We start from the raw sequence: 16066 nt of genomic DNA, 5'->3' as shown, positions 1-16066 counted from the left end.
CTCGTGAAATGACCCTTTGCCGTCTAAGCCCACCGCCAACCCGCGCCAATGAAAGTTCGGCAATGTGAGGAAAGTTCGGCAATACCAGCCTCTCTTTGGTCCACCGGTTTGGCTGGTGCAAAAGCCGAGCACACATCCTATATGGAGCCGACAATCCCTATTCGAGGCACAATATGAGCGACGCACAGACGCAGATCCCCGTAACCGTCCTCACCGGCTATCTTGGCGCCGGCAAGACGACACTGCTCAACCGCATCCTTTCGGAAAACCATGGCAAGCGCTACGCGGTCATCGTCAATGAATTCGGCGAGATCGGCATCGACAACGAGCTGATCGTGGAATCCGACGAGGAAATCTACGAGATGAACAATGGCTGCGTCTGCTGCACCGTGCGCGGCGACCTGATCCGCGTCGTCGAAGGCCTGATGCGCCGGCCCGGCCGCTTCGACGCCATCGTCGTCGAGACCACAGGCCTCGCCGATCCCGTGCCGGTAGCACAAACCTTCTTCATGGACGACGACGTGCGTTCCAAGACCAGGCTCGATGCGGTGGTGGCGCTGGTCGACGCCAAGCACTTGCCGCTGCGCCTCAAGGATTCCCGCGAGGCCGAGGACCAGATCGCCTTTGCCGACGTCGTCGTGCTCAACAAGACCGATCTCGTCACCCCCGAAGAGCTGAGCAAGGTTGAGGCAACGATCCGCGCCATCAACCCGGCGGCACGCATCCATCGCACCACGCGCGCCAGCGTGGCGCTGTCCGAGGTGCTGGATCGCGGTGCGTTCGACCTGTCCCGAGCGCTGGAGAACGATCCGCACTTCCTCGAGGCGCATGACGATCACGACCATCATGATCATGATCATGATCATGACCACCACCACCATGATCACGACGGCCATGATCACCACGATCATGACGGCCATCATCATGCGCACCCTTCCGACATCCATGACGTGACCGTGCAGTCGGTGTCGCTGCGCGGTGGCGAGATGGACCCGAAAAAGTTCTTCCCGTGGATCGAGAAGGTCACCCAGATGGAAGGCCCGAACATCCTGCGGCTGAAAGGGATCATCGCGCTGAAAGGCGATGACGAGCGCTATGTCATCCAGGGCGTGCACATGATCATCGAGGGCGACCACCAGCGCGCCTGGAAGGACGGCGAGAAACACGAGAGCCGGCTGGTGTTCATCGGACGCGAACTCGATGCCGAGCGGCTGAAGACAAGCTTCGAGGCCTGCCAGGCCGCTTGATTTAGCTACCTTCTTCCTTTTCCCCCTTGTGGGAGGAGGGGCAGCCGCAACGCTGGCGCTCTCTCCTCACGACGATCCGAAGCACGGGTTGAGACGCGCAGCCCAACCCCTTAAGGGTGAGGCAGCAGAAACCTCGGACGGAATTATCTCTCATGCCCACAGTCGCCCCGCTCGATCTCGAAGGCCACTGCCTCGCCGCCGTGTTCCTCGGCGACGTGCCGCACTTTGCGCTTGCTGACGGCACAATCCATCGGCTCGACCACGGCCACAAGACGGTGCAGGCCAATGACGGGATGCTCGCCGCCTTCCATGATGCGGCGAACGACCGGCTGATCACCGGTGGTGAGGACGGCAGGATCTTTGCCGTGACCGCTGGCGGCAATACCGCGGAATTGGCGACCGCAGGCAAAAAATGGATCACCAGCGTCGCCGCCGGGCCGCAAGGCGCTGCTGCCTATGCTTCGGGCAAGATTGCCTATGTGCGCTTTGCCGACGGCAAAACCAGGGAATTCTCGCATCCGCGCTCGGTCGAGGGGCTGGCCTTCTCGCCCAAGGGCATGCGCTTCGGCGTTGCCCGCTACAATGGCGCGACGCTGCATTTCCCGGCCGCCGACGGCAAGCCGGTCGAACTCGAATGGGCCGGTGCCCACACCGGCATCACCTTCTCGCCGGACGGCGGCTTCGTCGTCACCACCATGCAGGAAAACGCGCTGCATGGCTGGAAGCTCGCCGACGGCAAGCACATGCGGATGTCCGGCTACCCCGGCAAGGTCAAAAGCCTGTCGTGGAGCGCCAAGGGCAAATGGCTGGCGAGTTCCGGCGCGCCGGCGGCGATCGTCTGGCCGTTTTCAGGCAAGGACGGGCCGATGGGCAAGGCGCCGCTGGAACTCGGCACGCGCGGCATTGCGATGGTCACCTCCGTCGCCTGTCACCCGAGCCAGGACGTCGTTGCTGTCGGCTATGATGACGGCATGGTGATGGCGGTGCGTTTCGCCGACGCCAGGGAAGTGCTTTTGCGCCGGCCGGGCAAGGGCGCCGTCACCTCGATGATGTGGGACAGGCAAGAGCGCCGCGTCGTCTTCGGCAGTGCTGCCGGCGACTGCGGCGTCATCGATATTTCGGCGTAGCCTGTTACTTACTCGGCTCCGCAAGATACTTTGCCGGTCAATTCATCCGGTTTGCCGTCCTTTTCGGCATCAGCCGTAACATCATAGATTGAGAGCAAATAGCGGCCGTCATAGACGCCTTCGTCGCTGGCCTTGGTCAGGATCGCCAGTTCGACATAGCCATAGGCGTTTTCGACCTGCCGTTCGTGGTAGACAAGCAGCCGCAGTTCCTTGTTGTCGAGCCAATATTGCGTGAGGTTCTGATCCCCGAACACCGTCTTGCGCAGACTGTCGGCAGCCGGCCTGCCCAGAATTTCGAGCTCGCCGCTAAAATTGAAGGTCGGCCCGCCCATGCCTCTGGTGACCCCGGCACCGACCTGAAATTTGACGGCTGCATCCTCGGCGGAACACCAGATGCCGCCCGACGCCAGAGCCGCACCAACCGACGACAGCAGCGTTGCTGCGCAGACGATCGCCCGCACCATCTTGTCCCCTCCGGCCGAAGTACCATTGGCGCCCGAAGGCGGCTCGCGGTCAAGCGCCTGTTTCCATTTAAATGACCGCTGACCCAACACAGGGCAGCCGCCCGGCCAATTGCGGTGGCGGATGCCGATTGTCTAAACTGCGACTGAGAGGGGCCGCCATGAACGTCATCGACCATGCAAAGACTTCCATCGGCGGCATCGGCCCGGCCCGGATCGCCGAGTTGTACGAGACCGAGGCAGAAGTCTTCCGCCGGGCGCGGCCGAAATCGATGGCCATAATCGGCAATGGCTTGCCCGGCTTCTTCGGCGGCGTGCCGATGCACTGGATGAACGACTGGCCGACGCCTTTCCCGATTCTGGTCGACAGCGCCAGGGGCGCCACGATCACCGACATCGACGGCAACCGACTGGACGATTTCTGTCTTGGCGACACCGGCTCGATGTTCGGCCATTCGCCGCCGCCGGTCGCCCGCGCCATCCGCCGGCAGGCCGGACGCGGCCTGACTTATATGCTGCCCAGCGAAGACGCACTGGCCATCGGGCCGCTGCTGAAACAGCGGTTCGGCCTGCCTTTCTGGCAGATCGCAACGACGGCGACCGACGCCAACCGCTTTGCGTTACGCGTTGCCCGCGCCGTCACCAGCCGCGAGAAGATTCTGGTCTTCAACGGCTGCTATCACGGCTCGGTCGACGAGACTATGGTGCGGCTGATCGACGGCAGACCGGTCAACCGGCCGGGATTGGCCGGCGAGTTCCGCGACCTGACACGGGCAACTGATGTCGTCGAGTTCAACGATCTGCCGGCGCTCGACGCGGCACTCCGGGGCAACGATGTCGCCTGCGTCATCACCGAGCCGGTGCTGACCAACTCCTGCATGGTGCTGCCCGAAGCCGGCTTTCATGATGGCTTGCGGCGTCTTACTCGTGCGACCGGCACGCTGCTGCTAATCGACGAGACGCATACCATCTCGACCGGTCCCGGCGGCTATACGAGAAAATTCGGGCTGGAGCCTGATCTGTTCGTGCTCGGCAAGCCGATCGCCGGCGGCGTGCCGGCCAGTGTGTGGGGGATGAGCGAGGACGTCGCGACCCGCTATGCCGCCTATAACAGGGTGAAGGAACCGGGCTATTCAGGCATGGGGACGACACTGTCGGGCAATCCGCTGCAATTCGCGGCGATGCGCGCCGCATTGGAAGAGGTGATGACCGACGAGGCCTACGGCCATATGGATCATCTGGCGCGGCGGCTCGACGCCGGACTGACCGCCGTCATCGACCGCTACCGGCTGCCCTGGCATGTCTCACGTGTCGGCGCCCGCGTCGAGTTCATCTGCGCGCCCGGCCCGCTGAGGAATGGCGGCCAAGCGGAAGCAGCCCATGCGCCCGAACTCGAAGCGGCGATCCATGTCGCGCTGGTCAATCGCGGCGTGTTGATCGCGCCCTTCCACAACATGATGCTGATCTCCCCGGCCACGAGTGCGGCCCAGGTGAACCGGCTGATCAGCGCCTTCGCGGCGGTTGCGGCCAGGCTCACGGCGTGAGACAAGCTTGCGACATGAGAGAAGCACGCAAGCCAGATTTGAGTTCCATAGTGACGTCACCTTCGGGTTCCACGCCCGCAGAGGCGCGAGCCTTTCTCGAGGCCCATCCCGAGATCGAAGCCTTCGATATCGTGCTGACCGACGCCAACGGTGTCGGGCGCGGCAAGATCGTGCGCCGGCACGAACTGATGAGCATCTTCGAGAACGGCCGGCACATGCCGATCTCGATCCTCGGCCTCGATATCACCGGCGAGGACGTGCACGAGACCGGGCTGATCTGGACGACTGGCGACGGCGATCTCCGGGCATGGCCGATCCCTGGCACGCTGGTGCCGCTGTTCGGCACGCAGCCGCCGCGCGGCCAGGTGCTGATGGCGATGTACCATCTCGACGGTCAGCCGATGTCGTCCGACCCGCGGCTGGCGCTCGCCCGCCAGGTGGATATCCTTGCGGCCAAGGGCCTGCATCCGGCCGGCGCCTTCGAACTCGAATTCTTCCTGCTCGCCAACGAGCGCGATGCCGAAGGCAAGGTGCAGCCGGCGCACGCGGTGCTCGACGGACGCCGCTCGGCCAAGACGGAGGTCTATTCCGTCGACCATCTGCACGGCATGGAGCCACTGTTTTCCGACATCTATGCTGCAGCCAAGGTGCAAGGCATCCCCGCCGAGACGGTCATCTCGGAATATGCGCCCGGTCAGTACGAATTGACGCTCAACTACCGCAAGGACGTGATGCGGGCGGCTGACGATCTCGTCATGCTCAAGCGTCTGGTGCGGGCGCAGGCGCGCCGTCATGGTGTCACCGCTTGCTTCATGGCCAAGCCGATCGAGAAATATGCCGGCTCGGGCATGCATTTTCATGTCTCGCTGCTGGACGATGCCGGCAAGAATGTCTTTGCCGAAACCGGCGGTGAAAGCTGGTCGCTGCCGCTGCTGCGCGGCCTCGGCGGACTGATCCAGACGATGGCGGAATCGATGCTGGTCTTTGCGCCGCATGCCAACTCGTGGCGGCGCTTCGTCTCGCAATCCTATGCGCCGGTGGCGCCGACTTGGGGTGTCAACAACCGTTCGGTGGCACTGCGTGTGCCGGCCGGCGACGCAAAAAATCGGCGCATCGAGCACCGGCCGTCGGGCGTCGACGCGAATCCTTACCTGGTGGCAGCAACGGTGCTGGCAGGCATCGTCAAAGGCCTTGACGAAGGCCTCGATCCCGGTCCCGAAACCACAGGCAATGGCTACGAATCGGCCGTCACGCGCACGACGATGCCGGTCGACTGGCGTGCCGCGATCGAGGCGGCAAGGGCGTCGAGCTTCCTCAAGGGCGCATTGGGCGAAGACCTGCACCGGACGTTCGTGGCGATCAAGCAATCGGAATATCTGCGCGTAGCGCGCACGGTCAGCGAACTGGATTATCACCTCTATCTACATGAGGTGTAGGGCATTACATCGTCGGCCATCCGCCGTCGAAGGGCCCATGCGGAATAATTTCAGCGGAACCTTCGGCGGGCTTTGCTCATTGCGTGTCTGATTGCAGGAGCGAACAAGGCCGCCTTAGTCATGATCGCCAGGATGCAGACAACCCCGACGCCGCACCATGCCAAGGTGCAGGCAAGAAGCTTGCCTGCAAGCAAGTCTCTGGAAACGACAGAAATCGACGCCAGAACGATTCCTGAACTGCGCGAAACGGCCAAGATCTGCCGCCGCTGTCCGCTATGGCACGACGCCACGCAGACGGTGTTCGGTGAAGGCCCTGATAAAGCCAAGGTGATCTTCGTCGGCGAACAGCCGGGCGACCAGGAGGATCTGGCGGGCAAGCCTTTCGTCGGCCCGGCCGGCAAGGTGTTCGACGCGATCCTGGACGATGCGGGCGTCGATCGGCTGAAAGTCTACGTCACCAACGCAGTCAAGCATTTCAAGTTCGAGCCGCGCGGCAAGCGGCGCATCCACTCGAAGCCCAATGCCGGCGAGGTGCAGGCTTGCCGCTGGTGGCTCGACAAGGAGATCGATCTGATCAAGCCCAATCTGGCGGTTGCGCTCGGCGCAACGGCGGCGCAGGCGCTGCTCGGCAAGGTGGTGCCGATCATGAAGATGCGCGGGGCGGTGGTGGAGCGCGACGATGGCTTGCGTGTCTTCGTCACCATCCACCCGTCCTTCATCCTGCGCATTCGCGAGCCGGCGGATAAGCAGGCAGAACGCGACCGGTTCCTGCAGGATATGAGAGCGGTGAAAAAGCTGATGGCCGCCTGAGCTATTTGATCAATATCGCCCGGAAATCGTTGACGTTTGTGCCGGTCGGACCGGATACGAAAAGGTCGTCTACGGCATTGAATGCCGTCCAGGCGTTGTTGCCGGCAAGCAGGGCCTTGGCATCGACGCCCGCCTTACGCATCCGCGACACCGTCGAGCCGTCGGCGAAGGCGCCGGCATTGTCTTCCGAACCGTCTATGCCGTCGGTGTCGGCGGCCAGTGCGTGCACGCCCGCCATGCCGCTGATGCCAATGGCGAAGGCGAGCAGGAATTCCGAGTTGCGACCGCCTTTGCCTTTTGCGCGCAAGGTCACCGTCGTCTCGCCGCCGGACAGGATCAGAACCGGTTTTGCAAACGGCCGGTTGCGCGTCGCCACTTCGCGCGCGATCGCGGCGTGGACGCCGCCGACCTCACGCGCTTCGCCCTCGATGGAATCGGAGAGAATGACCGCCTGAATGCCTTGGCGCTTTGCTTCGGCCGCTGCGGCTTCCAGCGAGACGCCGGCGGAAGCGATCAGATGCACCTCGTTGCGGATAAAACGCGGGTCGTCCGGTCGTGGCGCATCGGCCGCCGGCGAATTGATATGCGCCATGACCGAAGCCGGCAGGTTCATGCCATAGGCAGCGATCGACGCCAATGCGTCCTTACGACTGCCTATATCCGGTACGGTCGGACCAGAAGCGACCAGAGCCGGATCGTCGCCCGGAATGTCAGAAACAACCAGCGAGACCACCTTGGCTGGATATGCGGCGGCCGCCAGCCTGCCGCCCTTGATTGTGGAAAGATGTTTGCGGATGGTGTTCATCGCGGCGATCGGCGCGCCGGAGGCGAGCAGCGCCTCGCTGACGGCGATCTCGTCGGCCAGCGTCAGACCTTCGGCAGGTGACGGCAGCAGCGCCGAGCCGCCGCCCGAAATGAGCGCCACGACGAGGTCGTCCGCAGTCAGTCCCTGGACTTTTTCGAGCAGCCGCCGGGAAGCTGCGAGCCCCGCGGCATCCGGCACCGGATGCGCCGCCTCGATGATCTCGATGCGCCGGCAGGCCGCGCCATAGCCGTAGCGGGTGACGACCAAACCTTCGATCGGCCGGTCCCACACTTTCTCGAAAGCCGCCGCCATCTGCGCCGAGCCTTTTCCTGCACCGATGACGATCGTGCGGCCCTTCGGCCTTGCCGGCAAATGATCTTTGATCGTCCTCTGGGGATCGGCGGCGGCAACGGCGGCGTTGAAGATGGCGGTGAGGAAGGGCTTGGGGTCTACCTCTGTCATTTTGCTTCCGCCGGCAATGCCAGCTCGCGCGCGTCGATGCGGAGATGCTCACACAGCGCATCGACCACCACGCCGTGGTCCTCACCCTCCGGCAGGCCCGAGACGGCGATCACGCCGATGACGCCGGCGCCCTTGACAGTGATGGGAAAGCCGCCGCCGGCCAGCACATAGTCGGCAATATCCAGTCCCTCGCCAGGCTTGAAGCTGCGGTCGGGGCGCTGCTGCTCCAGCACCATGCGGTAGGTGCTTTTCAAGAACCGTCGCACCACGTTGATCTTGCGCCGCGCCCAATCCGGATTGGAAGCATTCGAGCCGGGCATTGCCGCATAGAACAGCGGCCGGTCGAAGGTTCTGATATCGACGATGATCGGCAGGTTTTCCTTGAGAGCCCGGTCGCGGATCGCCGAGCCGATCTCGAAAGCGACGGCTTCATCGAAGGCCGAAAAGACAAGCGTGGCTTCCTGTTTCTTGATCAGAGCGATGTCGTCCGCAACGGCCATGTCGTTCCCCTGTCAACTTCGCCGCACGCTTTGCCGGATGGCTGCCGCACGGTCAAGCCGGTCGCATGCGACAGCTAAACCGCCATGTCGGTCTTGGCCGCGCGGCCGGCGACATAGACCTCGCGCACGGCGCGGTCGTCGCCGAGCGTCTGCAGCAGAAACAATTCCTCGGCGAGCGTGTCCGCCGTCTCGACCCGCAGCCGCATCGCCGGCGTGGCGCGGGCGTCGAGCACGACGATATCTGCGTCGCTGCCTTCCTCCAGAGTGCCGATCTTTTCCGCAAGCGACAGCGCCTCGGCATTGCCGCGGGTCAATTGCCAGAACGACTGGAACGGATTGAGCTTCTCGCCGTTCAGCGCGATCACCTTGTAGCCCTCGTCCATGGTGCGCAGCATCGAATAGTTGGTGCCACCGCCGACATCGGTGGCGGCGGCGATGCGAAGCGGCTTCTCGCGGCGGCGATAGCGCTGATAATCGAAAAGGCCCGAGCCGAGAAACAGGTTGGAGGTCGGGCAGAACACCGCCACCGAGCCGCTATCGGAAAGTGCGTCCGCCTCGCGTTCCGAGAGATGGATGCAATGGCCGAACAGGCTTCTTCGGCGGAGCAGCCCGTAATGCTCATAGACATCGGTATAGTCGCGCGCCTGCGGATGAAGCTGCTGCGTGAAGGCGATCTCGGCATGGTTTTCCGACAAATGCGTCTGCATGTGCAGATCAGGATATTCGCGGCAGAGCGCGCCCGCCATCTCCAATTGCTCGGGCGACGAGGTGATGGCGAAGCGCGGGGTGATGGCATAGTGCTGGCGCCCCTTGCCGTGCCACTCCTCGATCAACGCCTTGCTGTCGTCATAACCCGATTGCGGCGTGTCGAGCACGCCTTCCGGCGCGTTGCGGTCCATCATCACCTTGCCAGCGATATTGAGCATGTTGCGGTCATGCGACTCGGCAAAGAACGCTTCGGCAGATTCCTTGTGCACCGAGCAATAGGCTGCGACAGTCGTCGTGCCGTGGCGCAACACTTCATCCAGGAACAGCCTGGCGATACGGCGGCCATGCTGGGCGTTCTGGAATTTGGTCTCTTCCGGAAAGGTGTAGGTGTTCAGCCAGTCGAGCAGCTCGGCGCCGAAGGAAGCGATGACCTGCATCTGCGGAAAATGCGCGTGCGCATCGATGAACCCGGGCAGCAGCAGATGTGGCCTATGGTCGATCTTTTTTGTTCCCTCGCCCGCCTTTCTCTCGACTTCGGCATAGGCGCCAGCGGCAACGATCCTTCCGTCGCGCATCAGCAAGCCGCCATCTTGCTCGTAGCGCCAGGCGGAATGGTCGTCGACAGTTTCTGGCCAGCGCAAAAACGACAGCGTGCGGCCGCGCAGGAGCGTGCTGGTCATGCTATTTCCCCGCGCCTTCGAACCAGGCTACCAGCAGTGCCCGTTCCTTGTCGGTGATCTGGGTGACGTTGGCGGGCGGCATGGCGTGGCTGCGTCCGGCCTGCAGGTAGATCTCGCCGGCGTGCTCGGCGATGCCGGCATCGGTATCGAGCATCACGCCCTTGGGCGCGTGGTAAATGCCCTCGTAGGACGGCTCCGCCGCATGGCACATCGAACAGCGGCCAAGCACCGTATCACGCACGGCGGGAAAATGCGCCGAGGCGACGTAGACCTGTGCCGCCGAGGACGTTTTGACCTCGCCGGTCAGCAGCTTCGGTGCCGTCGACAGCCAGATGATGACGACGAACAGGACGGCGGCGGCCAGCCAGGTCCAGGTCGGATTGCCTTTGCGCGCATGCCTGGTGTTGAAATAGTGCCGGATCAGCACGCCGATGATGAACACCAGCGAGGCAATGACCCAGTTGAACTCTGTGCCGAACGCCAGCGGATAATGGTTCGACAGCATCAGGAACAAAACCGGCAGCGTAAGGTAGTTGTTGTGCAGCGAGCGCTGTTTGGCGATCTTGCCGTATTTCGGATCGGGCTTACGGCCGGCGATCAGGTCGGCGACTACGATCTTCTGGTTGGGGATGATGACCATGAAAACGTTGGCCGACATGATCGTCGCGGTGATGGCGCCAAGATGCAGGAAAGCGGCGCGGCCGGTGAACAGGTGGGTCAGGCCCCAGGCGATGAACACCAGCACGCCGTAGAGCACCAGCATCAGGCCGGTGTCGCTGTTGCCAAGCGGCGAACGGCACAAGAGATCGTAGACCACCCAGCCGACGCCGATCGTCGCCAGCGACAGCAAGATGCCTGCAGGCACCGACATGGCAAGCACATTCGGATCGATCAGGAACAGGTCCGCCCCGGCATAGTAGACGACGCACAGCATGGCGAAGCCCGACAGCCAGGTGGCGTAGGATTCCCATTTGAACCAGGTCAGGTGCTCGGGCATTTCGGCCGGCGCCACCAGATATTTCTGCACGTGGTAGAAGCCGCCGCCATGCACCTGCCATTCCTCGCCGAAGGCTCCGGCAGGCATGCCCGGACGCTGGCGCAGCCCGAGGTCGAGCGCGACGAAATAAAAGGACGATCCAATCCAGGCGATGCCGGTGACGACGTGCAGCCAGCGCACGGCGAAACTCAGCCAATCCCAGAATATCGCGAAATCCATCATGAAAAATCGTCCCTGCCGATCGGCTGACTTTACGGGTTGGAGCGCAAACGGAAAGGGCCGAGACGCACGATGACTTTCAAAAAAAATTGGAAAATACTAGGCTGATCATACGCAGCCACATGAGAGCCACGAAAGCCGCATGGCCTATCTCGATAACATCGCCGTTTTCGTCCGTGTCGTCGAGCTCGGCAATTTGTCGGCGGCTGGGCGCGACATGCGCATTTCGCCGGCGGTCGCTTCCAACCGGATCAAGGAGCTCGAGAAGCACCTGGGCGTCAGGCTGTTCAACCGTACGACGCGGCAGTTGATGCCGACCGAGCACGGCACGGTGTTCTACTCCGGCGCCAAGCAGGTGCTGGAGGCGGTCACCGAGGCGGAAGCGGCGGTCAGCGCATTATCCGGCCAGCCGCGCGGCACCATAAAGGTGACAGCGCCGCTCGGCCTCGGGCGGCGGCTGGTAGCATCCGGCATCCCGGATTTCCACGACAGGTACCCCGATATCGAGGTACGACTCCGGCTTTCCGATCACAATGTCGATATCATGAAGGAAGGCATCGACGTTGCCTTCCGGCTGGGCATCATCGAGGATTCCAGCCTGAGGATGCGCGGCATTATGGAATGCGAGCGCGTGCTGGTGGCGGCCCCGCAATATCTGGAAGTGCGCGGCGAGCCGAGCGAGCCGCAGGAGTTGATCGGCAAGAAACACGATTGCCTGATGCTGCGCTATTCCGGCGCGCGTGAATATGTCTGGACGCTGCAGACGCCGAACGGCCCGCAAAAGTTCGAGGTGCACGGCCCTTACGATACCGATGATGGCGACGTGCTGACCGGCTGGGCGCTGTCCGGCCGCGGCATCATCAACAAGCCGCGCTTCGAGGTCGAGCCGTTTATCCGCGACCAGCGGCTGAAGGTGATCCTGAGCAATACGCCGCCGACGCCGGTGCAGTTTGCCGCCGTCTACCCACACAAAAAGCTGCAGGATCCGAAGGTGCGGCTGCTGCTCGATTTCATGGCCGAGCGCTGCCAGCGGCTGATCCGGGATATTCTGGCCGGCAAATGATCGCCGGCTGGCCGGTTTCTTTCCGTCCAGCCGACGAGATAATTCCCAAGGAATCTCGCTCAACAGGGAAAAGCGATGGCCGACGGCGCCACAATGTGTCTCGCCGTTTCACTGTCTCCGGAAGCCGCTCCTTCCCATCCGCCCGGCGCCGGCCCGGACTTCAGTCTGCTGGCGCGGTTCGTGCAAGAAGCCGAAGCGGCCGGCCTGGACATGGTGTTGCTCGGCGATTCCGCGCCGGTTGCAAGTGGGCCGAACCGGCAAATGCGCTTCGAAGCGACGACCTTGCTGGCAGCGCTGGCTACGGTGACAAGCAGGATCGGCCTCGTCGCGGCAGCGTCGACGGTCGCCCATCAGCCCTACAATCTCGCGCGTCGTTTCGCCTCGCTCGATATTATCAGCCATGGTCGCGCCGGCTGGAACGCGAGCATGACGCCCGAACCGCGCGAGGCGGCCAATTTCAGCCGGCCGGAAGGCTTTTCCGGCGACGATTTCCGCCTGCGCGCAGAGGAATTCATCGGCATCGTGCAAGGTTTGTGGAAAGGCTGGGACGCGGACGCGCTGCTGTTCGACAAAGTTGCCGGCCGCTTCTTCGATCCCGAGAAGATGCACCTTCTCGACCACAAGGGGGAATATTTTTCCGTGCGCGGGCCGCTCAACGTAGCGCGGTCGCCGCAGGACGCGCCGGTGCTGGTCATGTCCGGCCTGTCCGAGCCGGCCATGGATGTTGCCGCCCGCACCGCCGATGTCGTCCTGCTGGATGCGCCATCGATCGAGCCGGCGAAGGCTGGCGATCTGAAGCGCCGTGCGCTTGCCTCCGGGCGCAGGCCGGAGGCGCTGAAAGTGCTGATGAACGTTACCGGCAGCGCCGAAATAACCGCCGCGCCGGACCTGTTTGCGGACAGGCTCGAAGAGTGCTTTCGCTCGAAAGCCTGCGACGGTTTCAACATCGCCATGCCGTTCACATCGGCGCTCGACGATTTCGTCGGTCTCGTGCTGCCGGAGCTTCGCCGCCGCGGCCTTGTCCGGTCCGGCTACAGCGCGGCGACACTGCGCGCCCATCTCGGGCTTGCAGGGGAGGATCGGCAATGAGCGCCGGTCGGGGCCAGATGAAGCTCGGCGCCTTCCTGTGGGCGACAGGCCACCACATCGCCGCCTGGCGCCATCCGCAGGCGCATGTCACGGCCGGTATCGACATCGATCATTACATCCAGCTGGCGCGGACGGCGGAAGCGGCAAAGTTCGACATGATCTTCTGCGAGGACGCCGCCGGCGTGCGCGAGGCCAATGTCAACATCGCCAGCCAAACGTCGCGCTCGATCGGCTTCGAGCCGATCAGCCTGCTTGCGGCGCTCGCGGTGCAGACGGAGCGCATCGGCCTCGTCTCAACGGCGTCGACGAGCTATAACGAGCCTTACGGGCTGGCGCGAACCTTCCTGTCGCTCGACCATCTGAGCGGCGGCCGAGCCGGCTGGAACCTTGTCACTTCGGCCAGCCAGATCGAGGCCGCCAATTTCGGCTCGACCGGACTGCGCCCACATGCGGACCGCTACGAACGCGCGCGCGAATTCGCTGCCGTGGTTGCTGGCCTTTGGCAAGGCCAGGATGGACACGAAGGCAGAAGTTTTTCGGTGCGTGACCCGCTCGATCTGTCGCGCTCGCCACAAGGTGCACCGGTTATGGTCCAGGCGGGAGCGTCGGATGAGGGCCGCGATCTCGCCGCCCGGACCGCCGATGTGGTGTTCACTGCGGCGCAAACATTCGAGGAGGCAAAGGCCTTCTACGACGACCTCAAGGGACGGCTGGCGGCCCATGGGCGCGAGCCGGAGGACGTCAAGATCATGCCCGGCGTCGCGCCGGTCGTCGCGGCAAGCGAAGCGGAAGCCCGGGCAAAACATGATGAACTGCAGGAGCTGATACCGGACGATGTCGGTGTCGCGCTGCTTTCCAGCTATCTCAGCATATCCGATCTCGCGCGCTATCCCATCGACGGACCGCTGCCCGAGCTGCCGGCCAGCGAAGGCATGCAGAGCCGGCAGGCGCTCGTCATCGAGCAATCACGCCGCGACAAGCTGTCCATTCGCCAGCTTGCCCGTCATTTCGCCGGCGCGCGCGGCCATTGGCGCGTCGTCGGAACGCCCGCCCAGATCGCCGACGAGCTCGAGGCACGCTTCGAAGGGGGCGCGGCAGACGGTTTCAACGTCATGCCATCCTATTTTCCCGGCCAACTCGATGCCTTTGCCACACTAGTCGTGCCGGAGCTGCAGCGGCGCGGGCTGTTCCGTATGGATTATGAAGGCAGCACGCTGCGCGACCATCTGGGCTTGAAAAGGCCGGCGTAAACGACGAGCGGAACGAAAGTCGGAGATCGCCGTTTTGGCATGCTGTGCCGCGCGGCGATGAGGGCGTCTGCGCGCATGTTCGATTGACCTTCCACAAACTTCGCCCTTTTTTAAACCAAGCGGACGCAACCGCCACAGGAGCCGATCATGGATGCCATCGCCACCCGCAACGACCTGCAATCCAATGCCAAGAAAGAGTGTATCGATCTTCTCAATGCCCGCCTCGCCGACGCCATCGATCTGGCCTTGATCACCAAGCAGGCGCACTGGAACGTCAAGGGACCGCAATTCATCGCCATCCACGAGATGCTCGACACGTTCCGCGAGGAGATCGACGGCCATGTCGACACCATCGCCGAGCGCGCCGTACAACTCGGCGGGACGGCGCTCGGCACATCGCAACAGGTGTCGAAGGCGACTATGCTCGAGGCCTATCCGACCGACATCCACAAGACCCGGGATCATCTGGCGGCGCTGATCGACCGCTATGCCGCAACCGCCAAGCGGGCACGCGCGGCGATCGACGAGGCGGCTGGCGCGGGCGATGCCGACACTGCCGACATCTTCACCGCCTATTCACGCTCGCTCGACAAATTGCTGTGGTTCCTTGAGGCGCACACGCAGGAGAAGGAATAGCCAAAACGTCAGCCGGCCATCGCCTTGCGGCGAGGGGTTTTGGACTGAGCGGACGGTGCCGCCGCATGGCCGGCCAACGCCGTCATAATCTCGGCTACGGCGAGTGCGGCGATCACCTGCGGGCGCTTGTCCTTAACGGCATCGCCGCCGATCGGCGAGACGAGGCGGGCAAATTCCGCCTCGCTTCCGTCCGCCGATTTCAGGAACCAGTTCCGGAACGTCGCCTTCTTGGTTCTGGAGCCGATCATGCCGACATAGGCGGCATCCCGGCGTTTCAGAGCCTCGGCAACGATCAGGAAGTCCAGCGCATGGTCATGGGTGAGGACGACGAAGGCCGATCCAGCCGGGGCTTCGCGCACCATCGCCTCAGGCATCGGCGTCAGCTTGGTTTCGACTGCTTCCGGCATGCCTTTGAGCGCCTCGGCTCGCGTCTCGACAACGACGATATGCACCGGCAGCAAGGCCATCGCCGAGGCCAGCGCTTGGCCGACATGGCCGCCGCCGAGGATGTAGACATGCGGTAGCTGCGCTTCCTCGGCTTCCGCCGCCGCAACCAGCTTGGCTTCAAGTGCGGGGTCGACCAGCTGGATCAGCAGCTCGACCCTGCCGCCGCAGCACTGCCCGATCTCCGGGCCGAGCGCGATGTCGAGGGTATCCCTCCCCCTTGAGGGGAGGGTGGCGGCGAAGCCGCCGGGTGGGGTCGCTGCGGCAGTGCTCGACGCACCGGCGGTGCCTTCTGAGACGACCCCCTCTGGCCGCTCCGCGGCCATCTCCTCCTCAAGGGGGGAGAAAAGCATCTGCCGCGCTTTGTCGATCGCCATGTATTCGAGCTGGCCGCCGCCGATCGTGCCGAAAGTGGCCGATCCTGAGACGAGCATGAAGGCACCCGTCTCGCGCGGCGTCGAACCTTTTGTCCCGGCCACCTCAACGAAGGCGACCCGGCCGGCGCCGGCAAGAAAGGCTTTCAGGCTCTGCACTTTCGCGTTCATCATTTCGTGTTCCCTATCGGGAAATATAGAGTTTTTCGGCCTG

The 16066-nt window shown here is 63.5% G+C and carries 15 protein-coding genes; 9 read left to right on the top strand and 6 right to left on the bottom strand.

Translation table 11 applies throughout. The features are described 5' to 3' along the window. The first annotated feature begins 173 nt into the window (after positions 1–173). Together NKJ72_RS26440 and NKJ72_RS26435 are read left to right on the top strand one after the other, a co-directional pair. Entirely contained in the window at positions 174–1247 is a 1074-nt protein-coding gene (locus tag NKJ72_RS26440; RefSeq protein WP_352480077.1) for a CobW family GTP-binding protein, read from the top strand. Positions 1248–1399: 152 nt separating this feature from the next. After that, positions 1400–2374, top strand: coding sequence for a WD40 repeat domain-containing protein (locus NKJ72_RS26435; protein ID WP_352480076.1), 975 nt, complete (start codon positions 1400–1402; stop codon positions 2372–2374). An 8-nt stretch (positions 2375–2382) separates the two neighbouring features. Here the strand turns inward: NKJ72_RS26435 and NKJ72_RS26430 are convergent, their stop codons facing one another. Continuing rightward, entirely contained in the window at positions 2383–2838 is a 456-nt protein-coding gene (locus NKJ72_RS26430; RefSeq protein ID WP_302893581.1) for a hypothetical protein, read from the bottom strand. 158 nt (positions 2839–2996) lie between these two features. Between NKJ72_RS26430 and NKJ72_RS26425 the strand changes: the two genes are divergently transcribed. The 3 genes from NKJ72_RS26425 to NKJ72_RS26415 all read left to right on the top strand — a co-directional run bounded on the left by NKJ72_RS26425 (position 2997) and on the right by NKJ72_RS26415 (position 6625). Continuing rightward, a complete protein-coding gene (locus tag NKJ72_RS26425; protein WP_352480075.1) occupies positions 2997–4379 on the top strand; it encodes an aspartate aminotransferase family protein in 1383 nt (460 codons plus the stop codon). A gap of 14 nt (positions 4380–4393) precedes the next feature. After that, positions 4394–5815: a glutamine synthetase family protein gene (locus NKJ72_RS26420; RefSeq protein WP_352480074.1), complete on the top strand. Its 1422-nt coding sequence runs from the start codon at positions 4394–4396 to the stop codon at positions 5813–5815. A gap of 72 nt (positions 5816–5887) precedes the next feature. Beyond that, positions 5888–6625 (top strand): UdgX family uracil-DNA binding protein, encoded by a 738-nt coding sequence (locus tag NKJ72_RS26415; RefSeq protein WP_352480073.1) that lies wholly within the window; start codon positions 5888–5890, stop codon positions 6623–6625. Between the two features lies 1 nt (position 6626). Here NKJ72_RS26415 and NKJ72_RS26410 read toward each other — a convergent pair whose 3' ends face one another. The 4 genes from NKJ72_RS26410 to NKJ72_RS26395 form a co-directional block, all read right to left on the bottom strand. After that, complete coding sequence (locus NKJ72_RS26410; RefSeq protein ID WP_352480072.1) at positions 6627–7892, bottom strand: glycerate kinase type-2 family protein; 1266 nt, start codon at positions 7890–7892, stop codon at positions 6627–6629. Continuing rightward, positions 7889–8392 carry a heme-degrading domain-containing protein gene (locus NKJ72_RS26405; protein WP_352480071.1) on the bottom strand — a complete coding sequence of 168 codons (504 nt, stop codon included), beginning with the start codon at positions 8390–8392 and terminating at the stop codon, positions 7889–7891. The genes NKJ72_RS26410 and NKJ72_RS26405 overlap by 4 nt, the downstream gene beginning before the upstream one ends. A 74-nt stretch (positions 8393–8466) precedes the next feature. Continuing rightward, entirely contained in the window at positions 8467–9780 is a 1314-nt protein-coding gene (gene guaD / locus NKJ72_RS26400) for a guanine deaminase (protein WP_352480070.1), read from the bottom strand. A 1-nt stretch (position 9781) separates the two neighbouring features. Then, positions 9782–10999 (bottom strand): urate hydroxylase PuuD, encoded by a 1218-nt coding sequence (locus NKJ72_RS26395; RefSeq protein WP_352480069.1) that lies wholly within the window; start codon positions 10997–10999, stop codon positions 9782–9784. A 139-nt stretch (positions 11000–11138) separates the two neighbouring features. Here NKJ72_RS26395 and NKJ72_RS26390 point away from each other — a divergent pair, with 139 nt between their 5' ends. From NKJ72_RS26390 to dps, 4 genes are all read left to right on the top strand, one after another. Then, positions 11139–12059 (top strand): LysR family transcriptional regulator, encoded by a 921-nt coding sequence (locus tag NKJ72_RS26390; RefSeq protein ID WP_352480068.1) that lies wholly within the window; start codon positions 11139–11141, stop codon positions 12057–12059. Between the two features lie 75 nt (positions 12060–12134). Next, positions 12135–13148 carry an LLM class flavin-dependent oxidoreductase gene (locus NKJ72_RS26385; RefSeq protein ID WP_352480067.1) on the top strand — a complete coding sequence of 338 codons (1014 nt, stop codon included), beginning with the start codon at positions 12135–12137 and terminating at the stop codon, positions 13146–13148. Further along, positions 13145–14398 (top strand): LLM class flavin-dependent oxidoreductase, encoded by a 1254-nt coding sequence (locus NKJ72_RS26380; RefSeq protein WP_352480066.1) that lies wholly within the window; start codon positions 13145–13147, stop codon positions 14396–14398. The genes NKJ72_RS26385 and NKJ72_RS26380 overlap by 4 nt, the downstream gene beginning before the upstream one ends. Before the next feature lie 147 nt (positions 14399–14545). After that, positions 14546–15034 carry a DNA starvation/stationary phase protection protein Dps gene (gene dps, locus NKJ72_RS26375; protein ID WP_352480065.1) on the top strand — a complete coding sequence of 163 codons (489 nt, stop codon included), beginning with the start codon at positions 14546–14548 and terminating at the stop codon, positions 15032–15034. 8 nt (positions 15035–15042) lie between these two features. Here dps and xdhC read toward each other — a convergent pair whose 3' ends face one another. After that, the gene (gene xdhC, locus NKJ72_RS26370) at positions 15043–16023 is read right to left on the bottom strand and encodes a xanthine dehydrogenase accessory protein XdhC (RefSeq protein ID WP_352480104.1); all 981 of its coding nucleotides are present in this window, start codon (positions 16021–16023) and stop codon (positions 15043–15045) included. Positions 16024–16066: the final 43 nt, after the last annotated feature.

Source organism: Mesorhizobium sp. M0045 (genome assembly GCF_040323385.1).
Taxonomy (GTDB): Bacteria; Pseudomonadota; Alphaproteobacteria; order Rhizobiales; family Rhizobiaceae; genus Mesorhizobium.
This window is presented reverse-complemented; position numbering and strand designations above follow the sequence as displayed.